Here is a 22,701-nt window from a genome sequence, read left to right as displayed (position 1 = left end):
TGGGGGGTTATTAGGTAGAAAAGGTGACGGTGAACCAGGTGTTAAAACTATTTGGTTGGGACTGCGAAGGTTATATGATATCAGCGAGACTTGGAAACTATCTCATCAAATTAGTTCCCCCATAGAACCCCCTTGAGCCATCTGGCACACTTTTCTCTTTTTGTCAAATTTTATGTTAAGAAAGATGTGACTAATGGATAGGGGGGTGTCTGATAATTTTTAACACCTACCTACTTACTGTCATCAAAAATATCTAACTGCTGCAGAGAGGGGGAATTATCCGACTTAACCGGTTTAATTTTCTTAATTCCTTGACGCAAACCGATCGCAATTTTACTATGTTTTTCGATTTGACCCATCACCTGCATGGCACGATCGATCACAGAAGCTGGTAAACCGGCTAATCTCCCCGCTTCGATACCATAGGATTTATCCGCGCCTCCCGGTCGTACTTGGTGCAAAAATACTATCTCATGGGGTAATTCTTTGACTGTTACCTGATAATTGGCCACATTCTCTAAAATTGAGGCTAATTCATTCAGTTCGTGGTAGTGAGTGGCGAAAATCGTCCGCGATTGCAGTACCGTGGCTAAATACTCCGCCACAGACCAAGCTATGGATAAACCGTCAAAAGTGGCTGTCCCCCGGCCAATTTCGTCTAGTAATACTAATGATCTGTCTGTGGCGTGATTGAGAATATTGGCGGTTTCGTTCATTTCCACCATAAAGGTGGATTGGCCGGTAGCGAGGTCATCCACAGCCCCCACCCGGGTGAAAATGCGATCGCAGATGGAGATTTTGGCCGACTTTGCCGGGACAAAACTGCCAGTTTGGGCCAACAATTGAATTAATCCCACCTGTCGCAGATAACAACTTTTGCCACTAGCATTGGGACCGGTGAGAATAATCAAGTCGGGGTATTCCAAACCTTCCTGATTGCCCAAATTAATCGAATTCGGCACAAAAAAGCCGGCCCCAAGGGATTGTTCCACCACGGGATGACGACCATCCTTAATATCGATAAGACGACCATCGGCGATTTCCGGGCGACAATATCCCTGATAAACGGCGATTTCTGCCAATGCTGCCAACACATCCAAAGCGGCGACTTTTGTGGCCACTTCCCGGATTTCTGGGGAAAATTCGGCTACTTGACGGCGTAAATCGCTAAAAATCTCGTATTCTAACTTATTTAATTCATCTACTGCCGTCAGAATTATATTTTCTTTCTCCTTTAACTCGGTGGTGATATAACGTTCCTCATTGACTAAAGTTTGCTTACGCACATAATCTTTTGGGGCGAAATCGGCTTTACTGCGGGGTAAACTGATATAATAACCGAAAGTTTTGTTATAATTAACCTTAAGGTTACTAATACCCGTTCTTTCTTTCTCTGTCGTCTCCAGATTCTTAAACCAATCGATTACTTCCTGATAGTCGCGCCGGAGGGCATCCAATTGGGCATCAATTCCCTCACGAATCACCCCCCCTTCCTTCAGATGCAGCGGAGGAGATTCCACCAGATGCGCTATCACCTGCTGGCCTAATTTTTCTAAATCGGCGGGAATTTGCTGTAAAGCTTTCAAATAGGGCGAATTTCCCGAAGCGACCAAAGCCGCTAAATCGGCTAATTTGACTAAAGATGCCGCTAGGGAAAGTAAATCGCGGGCGTTAGCCGTTCCTGCGCCAACGCGACCGCTTAAACGTTCTATATCGTAGATTTCCCTTAATTTTTGCCGAATATCTTGGCGCAGGGCGGGATTATCCTTTAACTCTTGGATAGTATCTTGACGGGCGCGAATACCGCGAGAATCTAAGAGAGGTTGCAATAACCAACGACGTAAGGCCCGACTACCCATGGCTGTACAGGTACGATCGATCGCCCATAATAGAGAACCATAGAAGCTACCATCGCGCACCGTTTGGGTAATTTCAAGGTTGCGACGGGTTTGCCCATCTAAAATCAAAAATTCGGAGATAGAGTAGGTTTTTAAAGGTTGTAGGGGGACTTGATTGGCTTTTTGGGTATCTTCAATGTATTCTAAGAGGCCTCCGGCTGCGCGAATAGCGAGGGGCAAATGTTCGCAGCCCATACCCTCTAGGGAACGCATTTTATAGGTGATTAGGAGACGATTTTTCGCTTCTGTGAGAGTAAAGATGGTTTGGGGACGGAGAGAATAACAAAAACTATCGGGTAAACAGGGGGGGAGATGGTCAGATTTTTCCCCGGGGCGCAAAATACGGTTTAAATCGGGGGCATTGATGGGAAAAAGGATTTCTGAGGGCTGTAAACGGCTTAATTCTAGGCTTAAAGCCGTTAAATCGCTGGCTTGGGTGGTGTAGAATTCTCCGGTGGAGATGTCTGCATAGGCTAATCCCCAATTTTCTCCGGTAATCACCACAGCAGCTAGAAAATTATTCTTTTTTGCGTTTAACATTCCCTCATCGGTGAGGGTTCCGGGGGTGAGCAGTTTGGTGATAGCGCGTTCTACGAGCCGTTTTTCGGCGGCTGCTTCCGTCGAATCCTCTACTTGGTCACAAATCGCCACCGCATAGCCTTTTTCCACCAATAAACGACTATAACGCTCTAGGGCGTGGTGGGGAACCCCGGTCATGGCGACTCTCCCAATCCCTTTACCCCCTTCCTTGCTGGTGAGAACTAATTCTAATTCTCTGGAGATAATCACCGCATCCTGAAAGAAACACTCGAAAAAATCGCCCACACGATAGAGTAAAAGAGCATTGGGATAGGTTTCTTTTACCTCCACATAATGCTGGTACATGGGGGTGAGTTTATCGCGATCGAGTCCGCGATAATCACGATGGGGATCTTTATTGGTAGCCGGTGGTTCTAGGGGAAAATCCGAGGGGAGAGTCATGGGTCAAAGAAAGCTGGACAATGTTTTAATCAACTGTTCCCCTTGCTGCATCTTCCCCACTCCCCTAGGCTGAGAGTGGGTACTGATGCGGGTTAGTTCCATCAAAAATTGAACGGACAAAACCGATAAGCGATAACTGACAACTGCATTATATAGACACTTCGCTTAATTCGCGAGTGAGATGATCAAAGGGTTCAGCGATCAAAGAGGTGTCGGCAATACCCGCCTCAGTAGCCATGGTTTGAATCATTTCGCTCATGATTTGGATACCGCGCACCGTCGGACCGATGGGAACACCGAGGGAATTATAGGTTTCCCGCAGTCCTTGCAGTACCCGTTCATCTAGAACATTAGTATCAGCAGCCACCAGCGCATAACTGGCATAGCGGAGATAGTAATCCATATCCCGCAGACAGGCAGAATAACGACGGGTGGTGTAGGCATTACCCCCGGCGCGGATCAATTCGGGAACTTCTTCAAATAGACGAATCGCCGCCCCACGCACGAGCGCCGCCGAATTAGCGTTAATGAGGGCGGCGGCAGCTAGACGGGCAGTTCCCGAGGCGAAATATTGTTTAAGATTATCGATCGCATCTCGATCGAGATAACGTCCAGTGACATCGTATTTTCTAATCAGGCTAGTTACCGCGTCTCGCATTATTAAGTTTCTCCCAACAGCAATAAAGACATTTTTGAGTTTCGCTTTATTTATAATCTCACAGGGTTGAACTTCGGGGGACATCCCTAGTCTAACTCTCTTGCTTGTCTAACAATTTGTTGTTTTTTTGAGACATTTCTTTACATTTAAGGCATTGGCTGGACCGGCGCTGGGTGGCGGAATTATCCCTGATTAGTCGAGGTGGTGGACGAGGCACTCAAAATGACGAGATTATCCCGATGAATGATGGTTTCTGCGGCCATATAACCTAAGAAACTGGCAATACGCTCGGAATGTTGACCTTTAACTCGATCGATCTCCTCACTACTATAATTAACAATTCCCCGGGCCACTTCCCGGCCCTCTTGATCGCACAATTGCACCGATTCCGAGGCGCTAAATTCCCCCTCCACTTTGGTGATCCCGGCCGCGAGCAGAGATTTTCCCCCCTGACAAATGGCTTGAATCGCCCCAGCATCGAGATAGATTTTACCCATGGGCATTAGTCCGTAGGCGATCCAGCGTTTGCGGGCGTTATCACTGCGTTTTTGGGCCTCAAAACGGGTTCCGATCGCCTCTCCTGCCATAATTTTTAAGATATTACCAGGCTGCCGTCCCCTAGTAATCGCCATTTCTACCCCGGCGCTGGTGGCAATCCGGGCCGCCGCCAATTTAGTCGCCATACCCCCGGTCCCCCACTGACTGCCACTACTACCGGCATCGATCGATAGTTGCGCTAATTCCGCGGGACTAACTCGGGCAATAGCCGCCGCTTCGGGAAATAGCCGCGGATCGGCACTGTAGAGGCGATCCACATCGGTGAGGATAAATAACCAGTCAGCCTCGATTAAACTGGCTACAAGGGCTGATAAAGTGTCATTATCGCCGAATTTTAACTCATCGATCGCCACCGTATCATTTTCGTTGACAATGGCAATCACCCCTAATTCAAACAAAGCCTGAAAAGTATTATAGGCGTTGACATAACAGGTGCGTTCCATCAATTCGGGACGGGTCAGCAAAATTTGGGCGATCGGTTGACCAAGACTGGTAAAGAGGTCATCATAGATCCGCATCAGACGACCTTGACCGACGGCGGCGATCGCTTGTTTGAGGGCGATTTTTTTCGGTCTTTCCTGTATTCCCAGACGACGGCAGCCCACCCCCACGGCCCCGGAAGATACTAATACCACCCGATGACCGGCAGCGCGCAACCGGGTGAGGACTTCCACTAAAGCGGCGATCGTGGATAGGGATAATTGGCCGGTTTGATTATCGGTCAAACTGGAAGTACCGATTTTGATCACTATGGTTTGGTTCATCGTCAAGGCGCTTTTTTTGGAGGTTTTGCTAAGTAGGTAGGCGTTAAAAATTATCAGACACCCCCGTTATCAAGGGTAGGGTTGATTCATGAATCAACCCTACCTTATTAAGGGGGGCAGGGGGGATCGAACCTAAAATCGATTTTTAATTTAATTATAACCAGCTACTTAGATAGCCAAAGCTTTGATGGCAACTTTAATTAAAGTATAAAAACGGGGTTCAGTCACGTTGACTTCTCTCGCTTGTTGCCGATTTTTGCCTAATAAACCAATGCGCTGCCCTTTCTGCACGACTAAAATCTCGCCCTGTTCATTTTTGATGCGAATCTCGTTTAAATCACCCCAAAAACTACATTGATACATTTTTTCGGCGTGCATAAAAATTGCTTTTTTAATACTATCATTTTCTTGGGGTAATCGCACTCCCACTAATTCAATTTCTATGGTTTTATTACCATTCCAAGTATTTTCTTTGAGTTTATAGGCAATATCTAAACGCGTTGGTAAAGGACAATATTCGCCCCAACGCCAAGCTAGGGCTTTAATTCTGGTATTATCGCTTTGAGCCAGCAATAATTTTAAATGATTTTTTCCGATAGTTTTCTGTTCCACTACTCGCACGTTAGGAGTCCAAAAAACGGGTAATTCATTGCCAATTCCCCAGGGTTGTAAACTATCAATTTGTTGAAAAAGTTGCAGGTTTATTTGTTTAAAGTCTAGGATAGTATCAATTTTAATTAAAGGTTTTAATTGTTCTATTTGTAAAATTTTGTGAGAAAATTGACTTAATCTTTGTTTAAATGCTAGTAAATTAGCTGTGGGTAAACTAAAACCCCCCGCCATTTTATGACCGCCAAATTTTCCTAGTAAATCTTGGCAAAATTGCAGGGCTTCAAAAACGTGAAATTCTTCAATTCCTCTGGCAGAACCGCGAATTTTACTAGCATCTTCTTCCTCATAAGTACCAATAAAAACCGGCACTCCGTAGCGTTCCACTAAACGGGAAGCTACAATACCAATTACCCCATGATGCCAATCTTTTTCTACCACGACTAAAACTCGATCTTTTTGCCAAAGAATCGGCGTTTCTTCCACTAATTTAATCGCTTCTTCTTCAATTTTTTCGCACAATTCTTGACGAGTACGATTAATTTGTTCGCACTGCATCGCTCTTTCTAAGGCAATTCCCGCCTCATCGGTGGTTAATAATTCAATAACTATCTGGGGATCACCAATTCTACCAATGGCATTAATTCTCGGTCCCAATTTAAAGCCAATATCATCCGGTTGTAATTGCTTTTGTTCCTCGCTAATTCCCGCTATTTGCATCAGGGATTGAATCCCGACTAATTGAGATTTGGGCAATTTTCTTAAACCCCGTTTTAACCAGCGACGATTTACCCCAATTAATGGAGCTAAATCTGCTATAGTGCCTAGGGTAAATAATGCTAATAATGACTCGGTTAATCCCTGTAATTTACCCATTTTTTGGGCAGTTGTCACCGCTAAAATGTAGGCGACTCCCACCCCCGCTAATCCCTGATAGGGAGAGTTCGGGGTTAATAATTTCGGGTTGAGAATAGCGGAGGCATTTGGTAAAATTGGCGGCAGATCGTGATGATCGGTGATAATAACTTTTAATCCTAATTCTATCGCTAGGGCGATCGGTTCGTGAGCGGAAATACCATTATCAACGGTGAGAATCAATCCGACTCCCGATTCGGCAAATTCTTCGACAATGCGCTGATTAATTCCGTATCCCTCTTTCATGCGACTGGGTATGGCATGATTTACTCTAGCGCCGAGATGTCTCAAGGCTCTTAACAGTAAAGATGTACTGGTCATGCCATCGGCATCGTAGTCCCCACAGATAGCAATTTTATCGCCCCTAGCGATCGCTTTTACTAATAAATTGACGCTTTTTTCTAAGTCGGGAAATTCTCCCAGGGGAGAGGGTAAGGTATCCGCTTCAGGATATATATAAGTTTTAGCTAATTCGGGGGTATCAATGCCGCGATTAATTAAGATAGTTGCTAATAAGGATGATAGTCCCATTTCTCGCGCTAACCCCGCGATTTTTTCGGGATTAGTCGCGGCAATATACCAGCGTTGGATGGGATATTTGTAGGTCATTTTTTCTCAAACAAAAAGGTAGGGTGCGTTAGCATAGCGTAACGCACCAAAAATAAGGTTAAAAGCGGATTTGGATGGCCCCAGCAGGAGGTTGAAAGGGGAGATTACTATTATTAATTCTCAGGGGAGAAGCGGGTACTACCTGCACATTTGGTGTGGTGGGTTGACTTTCGTTGGTACTCAGTAAAGTCAATTGATTAATACTAGAATTAATCGCAAATTGTTGGGTAATGACTCCCGACGGACAACAGGAAGGATCCCGGGGGAGAAATCTTCTCATATTGACGGTGATCATACCATCTTTAGCACTAAGATTATCGACAATTACTCGATCGGCTAACAGGACAGTATCGGTGTTAGTGGCAGTACCGTTATTATCAATCACTAGGGCTAAATAATGTAATTGCTGTTGATCTCTGGTAATCACTCTTAACACGACAATACCATCATTCCTTTGATCATTATTATAGTCCCCCATCAAAGCTTCTCGACTGACTTGCACTCCTAAAATCTGTCCCTCATTGGATTGAAAAATACCATCGCTGACAATTACGGAACCCCGATTGGGAATGTTATAGACGGTATTCCTTAAATTATCCACGCTCAGGGGTGTAGATTGGGCAAGTAAGGGCAGAGAATTATTTAATAGTAAACTGATACCTAGGAGGATAGATTGAGGCAAAATTGCTAATTTAATCATGGTTTTGATGGGTTGGGTATATTTTCTTGAGTATCGAATAACTGCACGTTATTAATGGTACAAACCATCCCCTGTTGTGCTGCTAATTTATCTCGCCATTGGCTTAATTGTTGTTGACCATTACTACCATTTAACCAGTAAACTGTCAAGAGTCCGAGGGTTTGTTCTGGTTCACAGGAAAAGCCGAGAGTTTTATCGGGTATGTCGGTATTTCCCTCACGACATTGCCAACCTTGTTTTTCAATTAATTCTTTCCAACCTTTCTCTTCTTTAGCAGCCACGGCAATGCGTTGATCTCCTTGGGTACAAAGCCAATTTTTCTGCTGGGTGGGATCATTGGGTAGATCACCAAGATTGGGGGAATTTTGCTTAATTGGGGGCAGCGAGGGGACTTGAGCATGAACGGAAAAAATCGGTAGTATTAACCAAGTACCGATAAGCATTTTTAACAGTTTCATCCTTTAAAATTGTCATATTTAGGGATTTATGCCTTTAGAATATCACGTTTTTGAGATCTAGATAAAATACTCTCTTAAGATATGTTTAAATCTCTAATTATGGTTTCGATCGCATCAAAGGAAAATTCTCCGGCTAACTGTTGTAAACCTTGGGCAAGGGTAGCATAATCGGCGGGAATTTCTGCGGTTAGGGCGATAATTTTTTCATCATCACATTCTCGCGCCGCTTGTTGCAATTGTCTAATCCAGACGGGACTGATTAATTTTAATAGCGATTGCAGGGAATCGAGGAAAACTGGCGAATAATTGGGTTGATTTGGCTCATTATCGGCATAAATATATTTTAATCCTAGATATTCGCTCATTTTTTGCCAGATAACTTCCTCTCGGAAAGGTTTACGCACGAAATCATCACAACCAGCGGCAATAACCAAGGCGCGATCCTCTTCAAAAGCACTGGCAGTTAGGGCAATTATCACCGTTTTTCCGCGATTATCAGCCTCTAACTGCCGAATTTCCCTAGTTGCTTCGTAACCGTCCTTCACCGGCATTCTCATATCCATCCAGATAAGATGAGGTTGCCATGCTTGCCAAATTGCGATCGCTTCTTGACCATTAGCGGCCTCTTGCACGGATAATCCTAGGGTAGCCAGGAGTTTCAGTAACAGTAAACGGCTTTCCGGTCGATCATCGACGACTAATATGCGATATTTAGGCTGATTTTCTGCTAAAGCGATTACTTTTGCCCTATTGGTTTCGGTTTTAATCTCATTTTCCCCCACCAAACCCACCTGAATATCAAAACTAAAAATACTTCCTTGACCCAGAATACTACTAACTCCGATCGCACCTCCCATCAACTCAACAAATTTTTTACTGATAGGTAAACCCAATCCTGTCCCCTGTTGGGATTTTCGTCCCGTTTCCGTTTGGTTAAAGGGTTGAAATAGCTTATAAATCTCCTCTGGAGCGATTCCTAGGCCTGTATCTTCAATTTCCCAGAGCAATCGCTGATAATCTTCTCTTTTCTCCCCTAATTTTACCCGGAGAGTCACCCCTCCCGACTCAGTAAACTTCAATCCGTTACCCAAGAGATTGATTAACACCTGTCGCAATTTACTTTCATCAGTACATATATATTGGGGCAGATTGGAGCTGCGATCAAAAATTAAGCTTAAAGCTTTTGCCTGCGCTTGTGGGCGTAGCATTTCGGCAATATTATCTAAAAGAGCGTATAAATCGAAATTACTAGGATTAAAAACCGTTCTTCCCGCTTCTATCTTCGACATTTCTAGAATATCGTTGATTAACTCTAATAAATGTTCTCCGCTACGATTGACAATTTCCAAATATTGCCGATATTCACTGCTGATGCTGCTATCCCGGGATATTAAGCGAGTAAAACCCAAGATAGCATTAAGAGGAGTGCGTAATTCATGGCTCATGTTAGCTAGAAACTCACTTTTAGCTTTATTTGCCTTAACTGCCGCTTCTTTAGCCTCTTTTAATCCTTTTTCCGCTTCATATCTACTTTGTGCGATCGCAATTAATTCTCCCACCAACCGGACAAAGGTGACATCTTCCTTTGTCCATTGCTTTTCTGCACTTGCATCCAATCCCAGATAACCCACCGTTACCCCACAACTATCCCACATGGGAACGATTAAGAGACAGGGAGTAGAACTATTAGCGAGAATAGCTCTTTCAGGGATAGCAGTAGCGGGTAAATCGTCTAAAGAGTTCAGTTTAACTGGAATACCGTTTAATAATTGTTCAGAAAACCAAGGAAAGGTTTCCGTTGAGAGATTTTGTGATTGTTCCCGAATCGGGATAACCTGCGGATAGTCGGGGTGACAGTATTCATAAACCATACTCCACTGCTGACGACAGGTGGAATATTGAATAATGTAACAGTGAGCGCTCTGGGTAAATTGACAGAGCAGTTCTAGGGTATGATCGATCGCCGAGTGGATATCTTGAGCAATTAGTAGTCTTGTCACCCGCGAGAGCAAATTATCGCGATGTGCCTGCATTTCTAGGGCTTTTTCCCGTTTTTTAGACTCTAGTTCCTCAAAATCACTCATAATCAGTTATCAGTTATCAGTTAAAAGGGTTTGGGTGTTGGGTTTGTAGGTTTGTAGGGTTTTAGGGTTTTAGGGTATTAGTTGAATTTCCCCATCACCCCACTTCCCCACTTCCCCATCTCCTGTCTCCCGACTCAAAAAACAGTAAACTTTTCCCCTATCATGTTCTATAGGAATTTTACCGAATCGATATGCTCAAATTATTAGCTTCTCTCCTTCTCTCCTGCTGTGTAGCCTTGGGTGTTTCCCTGTCACCGGCTGCTGCCATGGGAGTCTATGACCTCCCCATTTTAAGCCCCGGAGCGCCCACTTATGTAGTCGATCCCGTTGCGGCCATTAGTGCCGCTAACGAGGGAAAATTAAATAAAGACCTGAAAAATCTCGCCGAAAAAACCGGCCAAGAAGTGAGAATGGTAGTGGTCCGGCGCTTGGATTACGGTCAAAAAATTGACAATTTAGCCGATGATATCCTGAGAGAATGGTATCCTAACTCCGAAGATCGTGCCAATCAAACTATCATCGTCCTTGATACTTTAACCAATAAAACTGCTATTCGGGTTGGGGAGGAAGCAAAACCCCTATTAACCGATGCTATTGCTGATAGTATCCTCTCGGAAACTATGGCAGTTCCCCTCAAAGATGGGGGAAAATATAATCAAGCTTTACTCGATGCTAGTCGTCGTCTAACGGCGGTACTTTCTGGAGAAGCGGATCCCGGACCGCCGGAAGTAGCGACAATTAATATCGAAAGTACCTTTACTACCGCAGAAGAAACTGACGATAAAAGCGCCACGATTTGGGTGATAGTTTTACTGGTTTTAGCCACAGTAATCCCCATGGTTACCTATTTTTGGTACGCTGGTTTTGGTCGCTAAATTAAATTAATGATCTGGGACTGATACAGCTAAAATATTCCCACAGATAGCTCAATTCTCAGCCTGTATGAGCAAGATGAAGTAACTTCTAAGTGGGTGGGTGGAATTAAATATAAGATGAACGTAGGTTGGGTTGAAGCATGAAACCCAACGCCCTACAAATAATTGTGCCTACCTACTTAGTAGATTTTAGTTGTGTCAGTTCACCACATTTGCTTAACCTTAATAACTAATGTCTAGACTGGTAAATAAATTACAATCCTATTATCGAGAGCAGGAAGGAACTTACTTAATTGAAATTAAACTTAATCAGTTACAGCAAGTCTTTAATTCTCTCGATCCTTCGCCATTTTTAGATAGAGATTTAGACGATAACGCCGAAAATTATATTATTAACTCTGTGGATGAATTCCCCCTAAATACCCCCCTTAAATTAGTCTTTTATCTTCCCAGTAACGAACAGAATACCGCCCGACATCTGTTACCCTCAGCTTTACATAATTATTTTGACTATCGCCAACAGGGAGAACAAAGAAAATTACGCACAATTTGGCGACAGGGACGCATATCTTTGCTAATTGGTCTCTCCTTTCTTTTTGTTTGTTTGAGTCTCAGCGAATTAATTAGTCGTTTTGGCACCGATACATTTATTCACTTCTTAGAAGAAGGATTATTAATTAGTGGTTGGGTGGCCCTCTGGCGACCTTTAGAAATTTTTCTTTACGAATGGTGGCCCGTCAGTCATCAACAAAAGATTTTTGCTAAACTGGCCTACATCCCCATTGAAATCCGTCTATTAGACGAACCATCCACCCCAGACTCTTTTCGATAGAGCTAATCCTCCCGATGGCTTGTCTTCAAAGTTACAAAGCTTTTAGTTGAGGCGGTTTATAATAAAAGTAACTCTATACAAAGCTTATCGGTTTTCAGCCTGGCTATTACTTTCTCCTCAAACTTTTAACTAAGTAGTCGGTCCCAACTTTTTTCAGTCTGGCGATTATTGGCGTTTCATCCCGACAAATCCCGACAAAATTGCTATCTAGATAGGGTTTGCGGCAAAAAGTACGGGCGAAGCATTCGGATAGAAAATCTACGGTTTCACCGATAGGTTATTGCCCGAATGCTTCGCCCCTACAGGACGCGGGCCGATGAAGACGCAAGGTTTGGAAGCACAATTCTCTCAAAATCTTGCACCTGTGGGAGCGAGAAAAGCCACAAAAACCTTACCTTGCCTACATTTCACATTTATTCAGCAAGCCCTAGATAGGAGTCCTAATGTTAATCCATGTTGGTTATGAATTTGGCTTTGATGCCCCCTTACCCGTGGTCATGTTGTTAAAACTTTATCTACACCCCTCAATTTTAAATCAAGTTAGACAATCGGAAAATTTGCAGGTGGAACCGGCAACAAAAATAGAAGAATTTTTAGATAGCTTCGGTAATCGAACCAGTCGTCTAATTTTACCCGACGGACAGATTCGCATTCACAATGAAGCAGTTATCGAGAATGAATGGAAACCCGATATCGTTAATTGGAATGCCCAAGAAATTCCTTTAGCAGAGTTACCAACCCAAGTTTTTCCCTACCTAATGAGTAGCCGTTATTGTGAAGTGGATTTGCTTGCGGAAATTGCCTGGGAACTTTTCGGACAAACTCCCCCCGGTTGGGCAAGGGTACAAGCGGTTTGTGATTGGGTTCATAGTCACATTCGTTTTGGTTACGAATACGCGCGGGTGACGAAAACCGCCTATGATGTCTATCGGGAAAGAACGGGGGTTTGTCGCGATTTTAACCATCTAGCTTTGACTTTTTGCCGTTGCCTAAATATTCCCGCCCGTTATGCCTCCGGCTATCTCGGAGATATCGGTATTTCTCCCCAACCTCTACCGATGGATTTTAGTGCTTGGTTTGAAGTTTATTTAGACCATCAATGGTACACCTTTGATGCTCGTCATAACACCCCCAGAATCGGGCGGATTTTAATGACTCGCGGCTTAGATGCCGTCGATGCTTCCCTAACAACTTCTTTTGGTCAAGTAAATTTAACAAAATTTAAAGTATGGACGAGCGATGTTTCCCACCTCTATGCTTAATCAGAGTATTTATTAAACCTCTTGCATAATTAATTTTTGAGGGTTCAAAAACGGCAAAAATAAGGATTAAATTGCCTGAAAGTGCCAGCCATTGGAGTGAACGGGGGGAATAAAACCCTACACCCCACACCCTACACCCTACACCCCACCAACAAGCTTTTTGCCGCAACACCCAGATAAAAATTACTTTTCTACCTTAACCCGTTGAGTAACGACAACAATCCCATCTCCTTGGATTAAAATCGCCGATAACCAACGATTTTCCGGTGTTGCCGGCGCTTTTACCCGCTTAAATAAACCGCCGGACTGTAATAATTCCAATTCTAGAGGCTTTGTATTAATATAACGCTCAATATCTACTTTCTCATCGACCGCCGCTCCGGCCAATAAATCATCCCCCAAAGGTTCGCGAACAATCACATCAAAATCAAATTCTTGACCGACTTTCACCCTTTCCGGAATTCTCACTTGAACACTGGGGGGATTTTTGCCAGTGCTTAACTCGACTCTCTCGCTTAAAATCTCCTGATAAACCAGTTTATTCCCTTGAAATTGTTGACGAGAACGAATCGTAGCATTCATTCCCACCATTCGTCCCTGCACCTTTCCCGTCCCAGTAATTTTAGTAATTGTATTGGCCGTTAACTTGTCCCCGGAACGACTCCAAGATTCGAGAGTCGTGGTGTATTGTAGATTGTTATAACGTTCCCAAAAATGAGTTAAAGCTTTTTGAGTTTTTTCGTAGGTCAAACCATCGGAATTAGTAAATTTCGGACTATAAAACTCCATCAATTGCTTGATATCCCGCTCATTAGCGGCCGTTTCGATTTTGGAGATAAGGGTTTTTAAATTAGCCGGAGCAGTTTCTGGCTTTTCGGCCCGCAGACCGGTGGCAAGGGTCAAAGTTAACCCCAAACCTAACAGCAACGACAAGGAAAAATTGAGGGATTGACGAAAAAATTTATTGGGAATCGTGTTCAAGTTACGCATTAGTGATAGTTTGTGTAAGGATCGATCAATAACTATGGTAGATTATTTCATTCTAGGGCTGAATTTCCCCTCTCTCGAATTATGGCACGCACTCCAACCCGTCTATTGATTGCCGCTAGTGGTACTGGTGGTCATTTATTTCCCGCTTTGGCCCTGGCCGAGCGCTTGCCGGATTACGAGATTGAATGGTTAGGAGTTCCAGACCGTCTCGAACAGTCCTTAGTTCCAAAAACCTATCCCCTGCACACCATCCCCATTGAGGGATTTCAAACCCGTTTGGGGTTAAAAACTTTCAAGATTCTGTTCAGTCAACTGCGGGCCATTTGGCAAGTGCGTAGTTTAATCAAAAAACGTCAGATAGCGGCAGTTTTTACCACCGGGGGTTATATCGCGGGCCCGACCATTTTAGCGGCTCGTTTAGCCAATATTCCCGTCATCCTACACGAATCTAACTACATACCGGGCAAAGTCACTAAAGTTCTCGGTCGCTGGTGCGATACGGTTGCCCTCGGTTTTCAGGGAACCGCCAGCTATTTACCCGGCACTCGTACCACTTGGATTAGTACGCCTGTACGGGAGCAGTTTCTCATTCCCCAGTCCCTAGATTTACCGATTCCAGAGGATGCTTTTTTAATTGTCGTTGCCGGTGGTTCTCAAGGGGCCGTGGCTCTTAATCAACTTGTCCGGCAAAGCGCTCCCCAATGGTTAGAAAAAGGCATTTATATCTTGCATCTCACGGGAGAAAACGACCCCGAAGCGGATAGTTTGCGCCATTCTAACTATTTTTCCCGGCCTTTTTACGAAAATATGGCGGGATTATGGCAAAGAGCTAATCTGGCTATCAGTCGCTCTGGAGCCAGCACTTTAACAGAATTAGCGATCACTTGTACGCCTTCGATTTTAATTCCCTATCCTTTTGCTGCCGAAGACCATCAGTTCTATAATGCCCAAGTTTTCGCTGAAGCTCAAGCCGCTTATCTTTATCGTCAAAATGAGTTAACTGCTCAGTTTTTAAGCGAATTAGTCCTCGATTTATGGTCTAATCCCGAAAAATTGGCCGCCATGGCTCAACAAGCTTCTCATCTAGCCATTAGTGACAGTGCCGATTTATTAGCCGATTTGTTGAGAAGAAAGAGTCAAAAAGATAGTTTTTGAAACAAATCGGCCACGGGAAAAGTGAACCCCGGAACCACATCTTCCCCCTCCAAAAAATCTGCTGATGTCAATAATCGCTGCGGTTCGTACCCGGAACGATAAACTAAGACATAGTGTTGACCTGGACTGATAACCCAGAGCCAACGAGTACCATTGGCAAAATACTCGGCAATTTTGTCCTCGATTTCTGCCACTGTATTGCCAGGAGAGAGAATTTCTACCACTAAATCGGGACCACCTTCTAAAAAACCCGTCGGCAATTCTTCCAATCCTTGCAGACGTTCCTTAGCAAAAAAAGCTATATCGGGAGAACGTTTATTGCCATTTTTCATGGTAAAAGCAGTGCTGGAGTCCAATAATATCCCTAGTTTTCGAGATGTTACTAAAGCGAATAAAGCAGCACTTAAAATAATGGCAATATAACCGTGGAAAGCCCCAGAATTACCCAGATTAACTAACTCTCCCTTGACCAATTCGTAACGATTACCATCGTCAGGTAACGCCATAAACTCTATATCAGTCCATACTTTTGTCTCTGGAGTTTTCATCACAGTAGTTTCTCGAATAGACATAATTTATCCTCGGTAAATATTGATACTAAATCCCTTGAGTATAGGCTACTTACGGGGTTCAGACCAAAGTATTGCCGTTAAACAGGCTACAGACTCTCTTCCCTGCAACCTATAATGAACAAGGTTTTCGCTTCACCTTTTCAGCCTAGCATCTACATTATAAGAGATATCAAATGGGTTCTATAGACAGACCATTAATTGCGTCGAATAACTGTAAATTTTTGTCAAGAGGTGCGGTCAGATCGAAGAATCGTTGCTAGGACTTCAGAAATATCCTATTACTGGACTTCCCCCGTTTGTTAATTTTTTAGTATTTCTGTATGGGGGATAGCCAATTATTGTCATTATTTTTTCTACACAATACTCAAAATGACCCCATCCTTCGCTCGCATATAAAGCACTGGCGTAGCAAAATCTCGCCTGTCTAAACCGGCTTCGATGGAGATGGCGTTACGAGTTGCCTGGATAGCAGCATCTACTGGCCAGCCCAAGGCGAGGGCGCGGTAAAATCGATCGGCGAAGAGTTTGGCGGTACTGTCAAGAATAGAATATTGCATGGCGACTACTGCTGGTATTCCTCGCCGTACTAAATTGGGGGCAATCCCTGTAAATATTTGCTGGGAAGATACCTCTGCTCCTTCACAGGTATTTAGTACACACAAACCCAAGTTGCGATTACCCAAGAAAAGGTTAGCAAAGCTCTCATCATCTAATAATTTGGCTTGGCCATTTTCTCCTACCAGAGCAATGAAGCCCCTGTCATCCCTAAATACGCCATGACCTATAAAGTGGATAACACTATAGGGATTTTCTTGCAGCTTTTGAGTGATGTTACGGATAGTAGCTTCATGCAGTACATCTAACTTTATTCTTCCTCCCCCAATCTGTTTAGATAGTGCATCACAAATCAATTGTTCCTCGCCACCGGTATCTAATATTACTAAATCCGTAGGACTAGCAATGACCAGCAGAATTTTGAGTGGCAGGCTGGCGACCCTAATCTCATTAGGCGGCAGTGGCACATTGATATAACGTGAAAGCGCAGTTTGAATATCATTGCCTAGAAATGTATTAGTGCCCACATCGTAGAGGAATTCCCAGGGAAGTGCGGCACGTTCTGGAGACTCAAATACTAGGCGCAGGCGCACACCACAATTATGATTTCTTGCATCTGCTACTGTTGCCTGGAAAAGTGCGAGAATCCTTCGAGGGAAAAGAGTCTGGTACAGTTTGCTTCCCAGTGCCTTAAGTAATTTAGCATTTATTGATCGCTGTTGAATTAATGGTAATGTGAGTTCAACTTCGTTTTCATTCAACACGAATTGCTCTTGTGCTTCACCCTGATCTGATGATGCCTGAATAATGTCATCACGAGACACAGACAATTGAAAATCATGATAACATTGCATTAAGGATGGTGGTATATCATCCCCATTATCTGGAACAGGTAGTTTAATTTTATGAGATAAAACTGCTTCTATTTCTCGATGAAATCCGCTTACATGAGCAACAAAATTTTTCTTGTCAAAGAAAGCGAGAATTTTAAAAGTATGAGCCAACTCCCAAACCTGTTCAGGTTCTGCCTTGCCACTAACTACAATTGTCGGTATCCCGTAATCATGAGCCGAAGCAACTAAGTAACCACCCATATTTTGCCCTGACAGACTTAGATCAACTATTAGCAAATCTAATGGGTGTCTTGCACTATTGTTAATGGCCTCAATAGCACCACCAAAAGTGTCTGTTTGGCTTAAACAATACTGGGCGAGATTATATTTTTTCAAACACTTTTCAATTTCTCTGATAAGAATTCCTGCCCAAGGGTTTTCGTCCTCAACGACTAAAATATTCACTGTCATGTAACTCACCTCACAGGTTTCTTGTATATTAACAATGCTATTCAAACAAAACCACCTAGTTACCAATTATATTGGTAAAGTCATGATTGGGTATTTGGTAAAGTCACGATAAAGTTTGTTCCCCCATTAGTATAATTCTTATCTAGAAATAAATCCCCTCCTAGTCGTTGAATATACGTCCGAGACCACCATAAGCCTAAACCCCTGTGTCCCGGTTTATTAGTATTTCCGAACTTAAAAATATTTTCTTTCACAGTTGGATCAATTCCTCCACCTGTGTCCCCAATCTCGACAACAACCAAGTGATTTCCTTCTACATTCACGCTCCGACAAACGATATATAATTCGCCGCCACTTGGCATAGCCTCCCTAGCATTTTTTATCAAATTATATAAGACATCAACTAACTGTTGTTTCCCAGCGCATATTGTGGGAATGTCATCTGTAAAATTAGAGTGGATTTCTATATTAGAGGGAAGGTTAACTTTATCTAGTGACTCCCGAAGTATATCAGGAATTTGTAAAACAGTGGGCTCTTCTCTCAACCAATTAACTTGGCTTTGAACTTCTGCTAGCAGATCGGTCGTTATAGATTGAATTTGGTTCGCTCCTTGTAGATAAACACTTTCTCCTGCATCTTTCATCTCTTTTGTCCAATATAAAATTGCCCCTAATTCGTTATTCATTTTGTGTATTAAATGACTAGCAAGGTCTCCTAAAACAGCTAATTGTGCATTGGCTACACTCTGTTCTTTATTCTTCACATTCTGGATAGCAATTACAGCTTGACCCGCTAATGTTTCCATCATTCCAATATGTCTATCCTCAAATGCTCCCATTCTATAACTTTCTAGATTTAGGACACCCAGCACTCGATGATCGTCTAAGAGTGGAACACATAACTCAGAGCCAGATTTTTCAAAACAACTTTTGTAGCGAGGATCATTTTGGACATCATTAGACAGTATAGTTTTTTTCTCTTTGAGACAATGACCAGTAATTCCTTCCCCAATTTTTAGGCGTAATGAAGAGACATCAGACGGATTTTCTGGATACCAAGCTTCCATAATTAGCTCTTCACTAACTGGTTCAAGTAACCGAATATCTGCCAAGTTAGCCCCTGTCATTTGTACTGCCTTTTGGATGATTAGATTCAGAATTGGCTTATAATCTAGAGTAGTTATAATTTCATGATCAATGTCATGTAAAGCGACTAACCATCGTTGATTCATTATGGCAATTGTTGTCGAAGCAGCCAGAGTGCTAACAATCGCTCTTTCCTCATCAGCAAAATGGTGATTGCGTCGATAGCCGATCAACATCACCCCGAAAATTTGATTGCCTGCCTTAAGTAAAATTCCAGCAGAACATTTGATATTTTCCCGTTTGACAAAAGATGAATTTCCAAAAACATCTGAGTATGACTTGTCTCCCCAAAATACATTACTTCCCAATTTAATAAGCAAAGATGGCACGTCATCTACTTTGATAGTTTCCTGCGCCTTTTCAGTATTTGTAAATTTTCCTGCAAGTGCTGGCTTAGGAAGAAAGCAATTTTGAGATTGGATGTATCCGTAAATAGTCACAGTATCGGCAGCAAGAATATTGAGAGTATTCCAAGCAATACACTTAACTAAATCCGCTTCATCTATCCTGTTAACGAGAGAATTAATTACCCCATGAAGAGTGATTAATTGATTGCTTTTCTTACGCTGATACTCATACATAAAAGCGTTTATGATAGCATTCTCGGCTTTTTCTGCAAAGCTCTCTAACAATTGCATCTCGCTATCATTAAACTGATGTTCTTGCTTAAAATGGACATAAAGAACCCCTTGCAATCCCTCAAATCTTTGCATTTCCTTAAAAACAAGCGGAAAAGCGGCAATAGCCCTGATTCCTAATTGATATATCTCCGGGTTAACAATAGCTAGTGCATTATCATCATCACCTTTAGAATAGTCGGGTATCCATGAGGGCTTACCTGTCTCAATTGCCAATGGTCCTATTCCATCCTTTCGAGGAGGACATCCTCTCAAAAAATTTCGACCGATTAAACCTGAAAACTCCTGATAGACATAGAGAATTTCATTGGGTTTGATGGCCGAACACGATTGTGCGATACTACCGTCGGAATTTATTTGGTGGATGCAATGCCGTTCTTCTGTGGACTGCAAAAAGTGGAGGCTAGCTCCGTCAGCACCAACTATCTTCATAGCAGTATCGGTAATCGTATCCAGAACATAAGGAAGTTGCCGTTGGCGAATGTCCAATGCTTTTTCGCCGACAAGTTTGATGAGTTCAACCGCCGTTTCGACACTGATTGGTTCATGATCATGAGCATTTTCGTACCCCACTTCTATCGTGCCAATCACCGTAACGATGAATTGATTATCTTTTGAGTAAAGATCGGGCAGGAGTATCTCAATGGCAATATGTTGCCCACTTTCCCTCGAACCAGGCCTTTGCGGCTGCAAATACCAGTCTGAATTTAGCTCATTAACATCTTGGTTTTGTTCATTCTTGACATATCTCCATTGAAAGTTATTAAACCAACTCTTATTATTATTGCCGCCATCGTCCTGAACTAAAATAATCGGAGCAAAAATGCGGACAAAATTCTCATGATGGAAGGCACCGTAAACCCAGCGATCAAAACGATTTTTCTTATCCCATCCAGCAAGAATTTCCGTATGGCAAGTTTGAGCGATATCTGCCTGTATATCCCGCAAAGTTGTGTCTGGTTCTAGATAATGCCCCGCCCGCCCCTTCCATTCAGCTGCAATTCCTGTTGCGCTTACTATTTCGATAACCTGTGTATCGGGACGAATCAACTGAATGGCTGCAAAGTCGAAATTTAGCCCATCCTGTATCTCTTGGCAGATGCTTTTAAGAATGTCATCCAGAAGAAAAAGATTGGCAGTAGCCTTTTCAATTTCAGAAACTTGAGCTAGAATGCTTGCTTGAGACATATACTTTTGCTCTCCGAATATTTATGAACTCTTAACATTTGGTCGATTTTTGCTTAACAATTGAGATGGTAAATTCTCCTCAAATATGCCTGAATTTCCCTCTGGGTAAGCAAATTACATAAAGTTCATTTTGTCAAGAATTGTTAAGATGCGCTTACCTTGAATAATGGGTTTATTTTGCTGTCTTTAGTTTAGCGGTTTCTGATCTACTCGGCATCTATCTTTGGTATTACTAGACTTCGCCATACAAAAGTACTCAAAAATCAATGAAACCCTGACTGCATGGAGCTTCTCAGAAAAAATTTAAAAGAGACTACTGGGTACATTTTTCCCTTGAAAATGGCTTTACCGTTGACTGTATCTGGAGTGGAGCCATTCTGTAGAGTTGGCTGTATAGAGATCGCTAACTCGATTATAACAGATGGTGTCATTAATCTCTAGAGTAAGCGATTTCCTCTTTAGCCATGTTTAGCTATAGCTAGGACATTTACACTGGAGAAATCCAATCATATCAAATAATTTTAGTTATCTTTTTACAAAAATTAGATAAATTGGCTTTTTTACCTAAAAACTCTAATAATTCAGCTAGAGATTTTTGAGGATTTTTATATTTCTCGAATTGCCGATTCAGACTGAATTTAATTTCTTCGGGATATTCATCGAACAAATTACTTAAAAAAGTATCGGGAGATTGAGCCTTTATGCCCCAAGTTTCTAAAGCTGAAAGTGAAAAATCGGGAAGATTATTAGTTAAAATTAGATCAGCTTTAGCCATAACAGCAGTTGCTAAAACATGACGGTCTTTTAAGTCATTTGTCATTAATACTAAATCCGTTGAGTATAGGCTACTTATAGAATCCATTTGGTATCTTTTATAATGTAGATGCTAGGCTGAAAAGGTGAAGCGAAAACCTTGTCCATTATAGGTTTCAGGGAAGAGAGTCTGTAGCCTGTTTAACGGCAATACTTTGGTCTGAACCCCCTCAGTGAATGCGTCACCGTCTAGTCGTCCCCGAAAATCGATACTTTGGAGTAAGCCAAAATCTACTCAAGTAGTATGACGAATGAAGAGTGGTCTATCGTAGAACCGCTATTGCCAAAGAAGAAATTGACTTGCCCACCGAAATGGACAAAACGACAGATTTTAGATGGGATTTTCTATCAACTCAAAAATGGCTGTAATTGGGCAGACCTCCCGAAAGATTTCCCTCCCTACTCCACCGTGTTCTGGCATTATAAACAGTGGAGAAGTCAGGGAATCATCCAAAAAATCATGGAATAATTACATCGCAGATTGCGACAACAAGACAAAAAACTTGTGGACGACTCTAATTAGGGTTTGCTGAAAAAGTACGGGCGAAGCATTCGGATAGAAAATCTACGGTTTCACCGATAGGTTATTGCCCGAATGCTTCGCCCCTACAGGACGCGGGCCGATGAAGACGCAAGGTTTTGAACGAAGATTCTCTCAAAATCTTGCACCTGTTTCGCAAGAAAAGCCACAAAACCCTTACCTTGCCTACATTTCACATTTATTCAGCAAACCCTAATTATGATTGATTCTCAAGCCGTCAAAAATACCTGTAATGCGAGTGTTGAGACGAAAGGATTTTGTTTCTACAAGTGCAGCAATGGAATTAAACGTCATCTAGGGACGGATAGTCTTGGTTTCCCCTTTTTCGCTCATTGTACTCCCGCCAACCTAGGGACTTGCGCTTTGATAATGTACCTTTTGGGCGAACGCAGTTCGCCCCTACATTGTGGACAAAATCCGTTACTGTAGGGGCGCAAGGAACCTGCGCCCTCCGCTCGATCAGGTTTGCTGATCACCCTAAGTAGGGGGAGAGCCTTCGAGAGCCCCCGCAGCTAAGGGACTTGCGCTTTGATAATATGCCATCTGGCTGGTCTGATTCTTCTACAGAGCGATTTCCTGGCTGGGATATTATTCCC

The 22,701-nt window shown here is 42.8% G+C and carries 19 protein-coding genes; 7 read left to right on the top strand and 12 right to left on the bottom strand.

From position 1 onward, the window contains the following. Positions 1-136: IS4 family transposase (locus tag IM456_RS22645; protein WP_287712809.1), on the top strand; the 136-nt coding region annotated here is incomplete at its 5' end. A gap of 94 nt (positions 137-230) precedes the next feature. Here IM456_RS22645 and mutS read toward each other — a convergent pair. The 7 genes from mutS to IM456_RS22610 form a co-directional block, all read right to left on the bottom strand. Continuing rightward, positions 231-2,879, bottom strand: coding sequence for a DNA mismatch repair protein MutS (gene mutS, locus IM456_RS22640; RefSeq protein WP_149986151.1), 2,649 nt, complete (start codon positions 2,877-2,879; stop codon positions 231-233). 148 nt (positions 2,880-3,027) lie between these two features. Further along, on the bottom strand, positions 3,028-3,537 hold the full coding sequence (gene apcB, locus IM456_RS22635) for an allophycocyanin subunit beta (RefSeq protein ID WP_002802766.1): 510 nt from the start codon (positions 3,535-3,537) through the stop codon (positions 3,028-3,030). Positions 3,538-3,719: 182 nt separating this feature from the next. Further along, the gene (proB, locus tag IM456_RS22630; RefSeq protein WP_287693222.1) at positions 3,720-4,859 is read right to left on the bottom strand and encodes a glutamate 5-kinase; all 1,140 of its coding nucleotides are present in this window, start codon (positions 4,857-4,859) and stop codon (positions 3,720-3,722) included. A gap of 168 nt (positions 4,860-5,027) precedes the next feature. Next, the gene (gene recJ / locus IM456_RS22625; RefSeq protein ID WP_287693223.1) at positions 5,028-6,992 is read right to left on the bottom strand and encodes a single-stranded-DNA-specific exonuclease RecJ; all 1,965 of its coding nucleotides are present in this window, start codon (positions 6,990-6,992) and stop codon (positions 5,028-5,030) included. 58 nt (positions 6,993-7,050) lie between these two features. Continuing rightward, positions 7,051-7,692 carry a hypothetical protein gene (locus IM456_RS22620; protein WP_287693224.1) on the bottom strand — a complete coding sequence of 214 codons (642 nt, stop codon included), beginning with the start codon at positions 7,690-7,692 and terminating at the stop codon, positions 7,051-7,053. Next, on the bottom strand, positions 7,689-8,150 hold the full coding sequence (locus tag IM456_RS22615) for a hypothetical protein (RefSeq protein WP_012265376.1): 462 nt from the start codon (positions 8,148-8,150) through the stop codon (positions 7,689-7,691). The genes IM456_RS22620 and IM456_RS22615 overlap by 4 nt, the downstream gene beginning before the upstream one ends. 74 nt (positions 8,151-8,224) lie before the next feature. After that, on the bottom strand, positions 8,225-10,234 hold the full coding sequence (locus IM456_RS22610; RefSeq protein WP_149986156.1) for an ATP-binding protein: 2,010 nt from the start codon (positions 10,232-10,234) through the stop codon (positions 8,225-8,227). A gap of 191 nt (positions 10,235-10,425) precedes the next feature. On the opposite strand from IM456_RS22610, the gene psb32 reads away from it, so the two are divergent. From psb32 to IM456_RS22595, 3 genes are all read left to right on the top strand, one after another. Then, positions 10,426-11,109, top strand: coding sequence for a photosystem II repair protein Psb32 (gene psb32, locus IM456_RS22605; protein WP_287693225.1), 684 nt, complete (start codon positions 10,426-10,428; stop codon positions 11,107-11,109). A 232-nt stretch (positions 11,110-11,341) separates the two neighbouring features. Continuing rightward, positions 11,342-11,941 carry a hypothetical protein gene (locus tag IM456_RS22600; RefSeq protein WP_287693226.1) on the top strand — a complete coding sequence of 200 codons (600 nt, stop codon included), beginning with the start codon at positions 11,342-11,344 and terminating at the stop codon, positions 11,939-11,941. 443 nt (positions 11,942-12,384) lie between these two features. Beyond that, a complete protein-coding gene (locus IM456_RS22595; RefSeq protein WP_287691812.1) occupies positions 12,385-13,203 on the top strand; it encodes a transglutaminase-like domain-containing protein in 819 nt (272 codons plus the stop codon). A 183-nt stretch (positions 13,204-13,386) separates the two neighbouring features. Here the strand turns inward: IM456_RS22595 and IM456_RS22590 are convergent, their stop codons facing one another. Then, positions 13,387-14,193 (bottom strand): DUF8623 domain-containing protein, encoded by an 807-nt coding sequence (locus IM456_RS22590; protein ID WP_287691814.1) that lies wholly within the window; start codon positions 14,191-14,193, stop codon positions 13,387-13,389. Positions 14,194-14,274: 81 nt separating this feature from the next. Here IM456_RS22590 and murG point away from each other — a divergent pair, with 81 nt between their 5' ends. Next, positions 14,275-15,348: an undecaprenyldiphospho-muramoylpentapeptide beta-N-acetylglucosaminyltransferase gene (gene murG / locus IM456_RS22585; RefSeq protein ID WP_287691815.1), complete on the top strand. Its 1,074-nt coding sequence runs from the start codon at positions 14,275-14,277 to the stop codon at positions 15,346-15,348. On the opposite strand, the gene IM456_RS22580 is transcribed toward murG, so the two are convergent. The 4 genes from IM456_RS22580 to IM456_RS22565 form a co-directional block, all read right to left on the bottom strand. Beyond that, the gene (locus IM456_RS22580) at positions 15,330-15,920 is read right to left on the bottom strand and encodes a Uma2 family endonuclease (RefSeq protein WP_287691817.1); all 591 of its coding nucleotides are present in this window, start codon (positions 15,918-15,920) and stop codon (positions 15,330-15,332) included. The genes murG and IM456_RS22580 overlap by 19 nt on opposite strands. Before the next feature lie 353 nt (positions 15,921-16,273). Continuing rightward, positions 16,274-17,824, bottom strand: a complete 1,551-nt coding sequence (locus IM456_RS22575) for a CHAT domain-containing protein (RefSeq protein ID WP_216645615.1) — start codon at positions 17,822-17,824, stop codon at positions 16,274-16,276. A gap of 35 nt (positions 17,825-17,859) precedes the next feature. Further along, positions 17,860-20,751: a GAF domain-containing protein gene (locus IM456_RS22570; RefSeq protein ID WP_149986163.1), complete on the bottom strand. Its 2,892-nt coding sequence runs from the start codon at positions 20,749-20,751 to the stop codon at positions 17,860-17,862. Positions 20,752-21,262: 511 nt separating this feature from the next. Next, complete coding sequence (locus IM456_RS22565) at positions 21,263-21,571, bottom strand: VapC50 family PIN domain-containing toxin (protein ID WP_253881119.1); 309 nt, start codon at positions 21,569-21,571, stop codon at positions 21,263-21,265. Between the two features lie 237 nt (positions 21,572-21,808). Between IM456_RS22565 and IM456_RS22560 the strand changes: the two genes are divergently transcribed. Continuing rightward, complete coding sequence (locus IM456_RS22560) at positions 21,809-22,033, top strand: transposase (protein WP_216645617.1); 225 nt, start codon at positions 21,809-21,811, stop codon at positions 22,031-22,033. Positions 22,034-22,303: 270 nt separating this feature from the next. After that, complete coding sequence (locus IM456_RS22555; protein WP_149986164.1) at positions 22,304-22,534, top strand: hypothetical protein; 231 nt, start codon at positions 22,304-22,306, stop codon at positions 22,532-22,534. The last annotated feature ends 167 nt before the right edge of the window (positions 22,535-22,701 follow it).

The sequence above is a fragment of the Microcystis sp. M079S1 genome, assembly GCF_020246425.1.
Taxonomy (GTDB): Bacteria; Cyanobacteriota; Cyanobacteriia; order Cyanobacteriales; family Microcystaceae; genus Microcystis; species Microcystis aeruginosa.
The sequence above is the reverse complement of the archived record's forward strand: the minus strand, read 5'-3'. Positions and strand labels throughout refer to the sequence as shown.

Bases quoted from the DNA above. Each gene is read 5' to 3' on its own strand.
- mutS (WP_149986151.1), bottom strand. From the start codon at position 2,879: ATGACTCTCCCCTCGGATTTTCCCCTAGAACCACCGGCTACCAATAAA.
- apcB (WP_002802766.1), bottom strand. From the start codon at position 3,537: ATGCGAGACGCGGTAACTAGCCTGATTAGAAAATACGATGTCACTGGA.
- proB (WP_287693222.1), bottom strand. From the start codon at position 4,859: ATGAACCAAACCATAGTGATCAAAATCGGTACTTCCAGTTTGACCGAT.
- recJ (WP_287693223.1), bottom strand. From the start codon at position 6,992: ATGACCTACAAATATCCCATCCAACGCTGGTATATTGCCGCGACTAAT.
- IM456_RS22620 (WP_287693224.1), bottom strand. From the start codon at position 7,692: ATGATTAAATTAGCAATTTTGCCTCAATCTATCCTCCTAGGTATCAGT.
- IM456_RS22615 (WP_012265376.1), bottom strand. From the start codon at position 8,150: ATGAAACTGTTAAAAATGCTTATCGGTACTTGGTTAATACTACCGATT.
- IM456_RS22610 (WP_149986156.1), bottom strand. From the start codon at position 10,234: ATGAGTGATTTTGAGGAACTAGAGTCTAAAAAACGGGAAAAAGCCCTA.
- psb32 (WP_287693225.1), top strand. From the start codon at position 10,426: ATGCTCAAATTATTAGCTTCTCTCCTTCTCTCCTGCTGTGTAGCCTTG.
- IM456_RS22600 (WP_287693226.1), top strand. From the start codon at position 11,342: ATGTCTAGACTGGTAAATAAATTACAATCCTATTATCGAGAGCAGGAA.
- IM456_RS22595 (WP_287691812.1), top strand. From the start codon at position 12,385: ATGTTAATCCATGTTGGTTATGAATTTGGCTTTGATGCCCCCTTACCC.
- IM456_RS22590 (WP_287691814.1), bottom strand. From the start codon at position 14,193: ATGCGTAACTTGAACACGATTCCCAATAAATTTTTTCGTCAATCCCTC.
- murG (WP_287691815.1), top strand. From the start codon at position 14,275: ATGGCACGCACTCCAACCCGTCTATTGATTGCCGCTAGTGGTACTGGT.
- IM456_RS22580 (WP_287691817.1), bottom strand. From the start codon at position 15,920: ATGTCTATTCGAGAAACTACTGTGATGAAAACTCCAGAGACAAAAGTA.
- IM456_RS22570 (WP_149986163.1), bottom strand. From the start codon at position 20,751: ATGTCTCAAGCAAGCATTCTAGCTCAAGTTTCTGAAATTGAAAAGGCT.
- IM456_RS22565 (WP_253881119.1), bottom strand. From the start codon at position 21,571: ATGACAAATGACTTAAAAGACCGTCATGTTTTAGCAACTGCTGTTATG.
- IM456_RS22560 (WP_216645617.1), top strand. From the start codon at position 21,809: ATGACGAATGAAGAGTGGTCTATCGTAGAACCGCTATTGCCAAAGAAG.
- IM456_RS22555 (WP_149986164.1), top strand. From the start codon at position 22,304: ATGATTGATTCTCAAGCCGTCAAAAATACCTGTAATGCGAGTGTTGAG.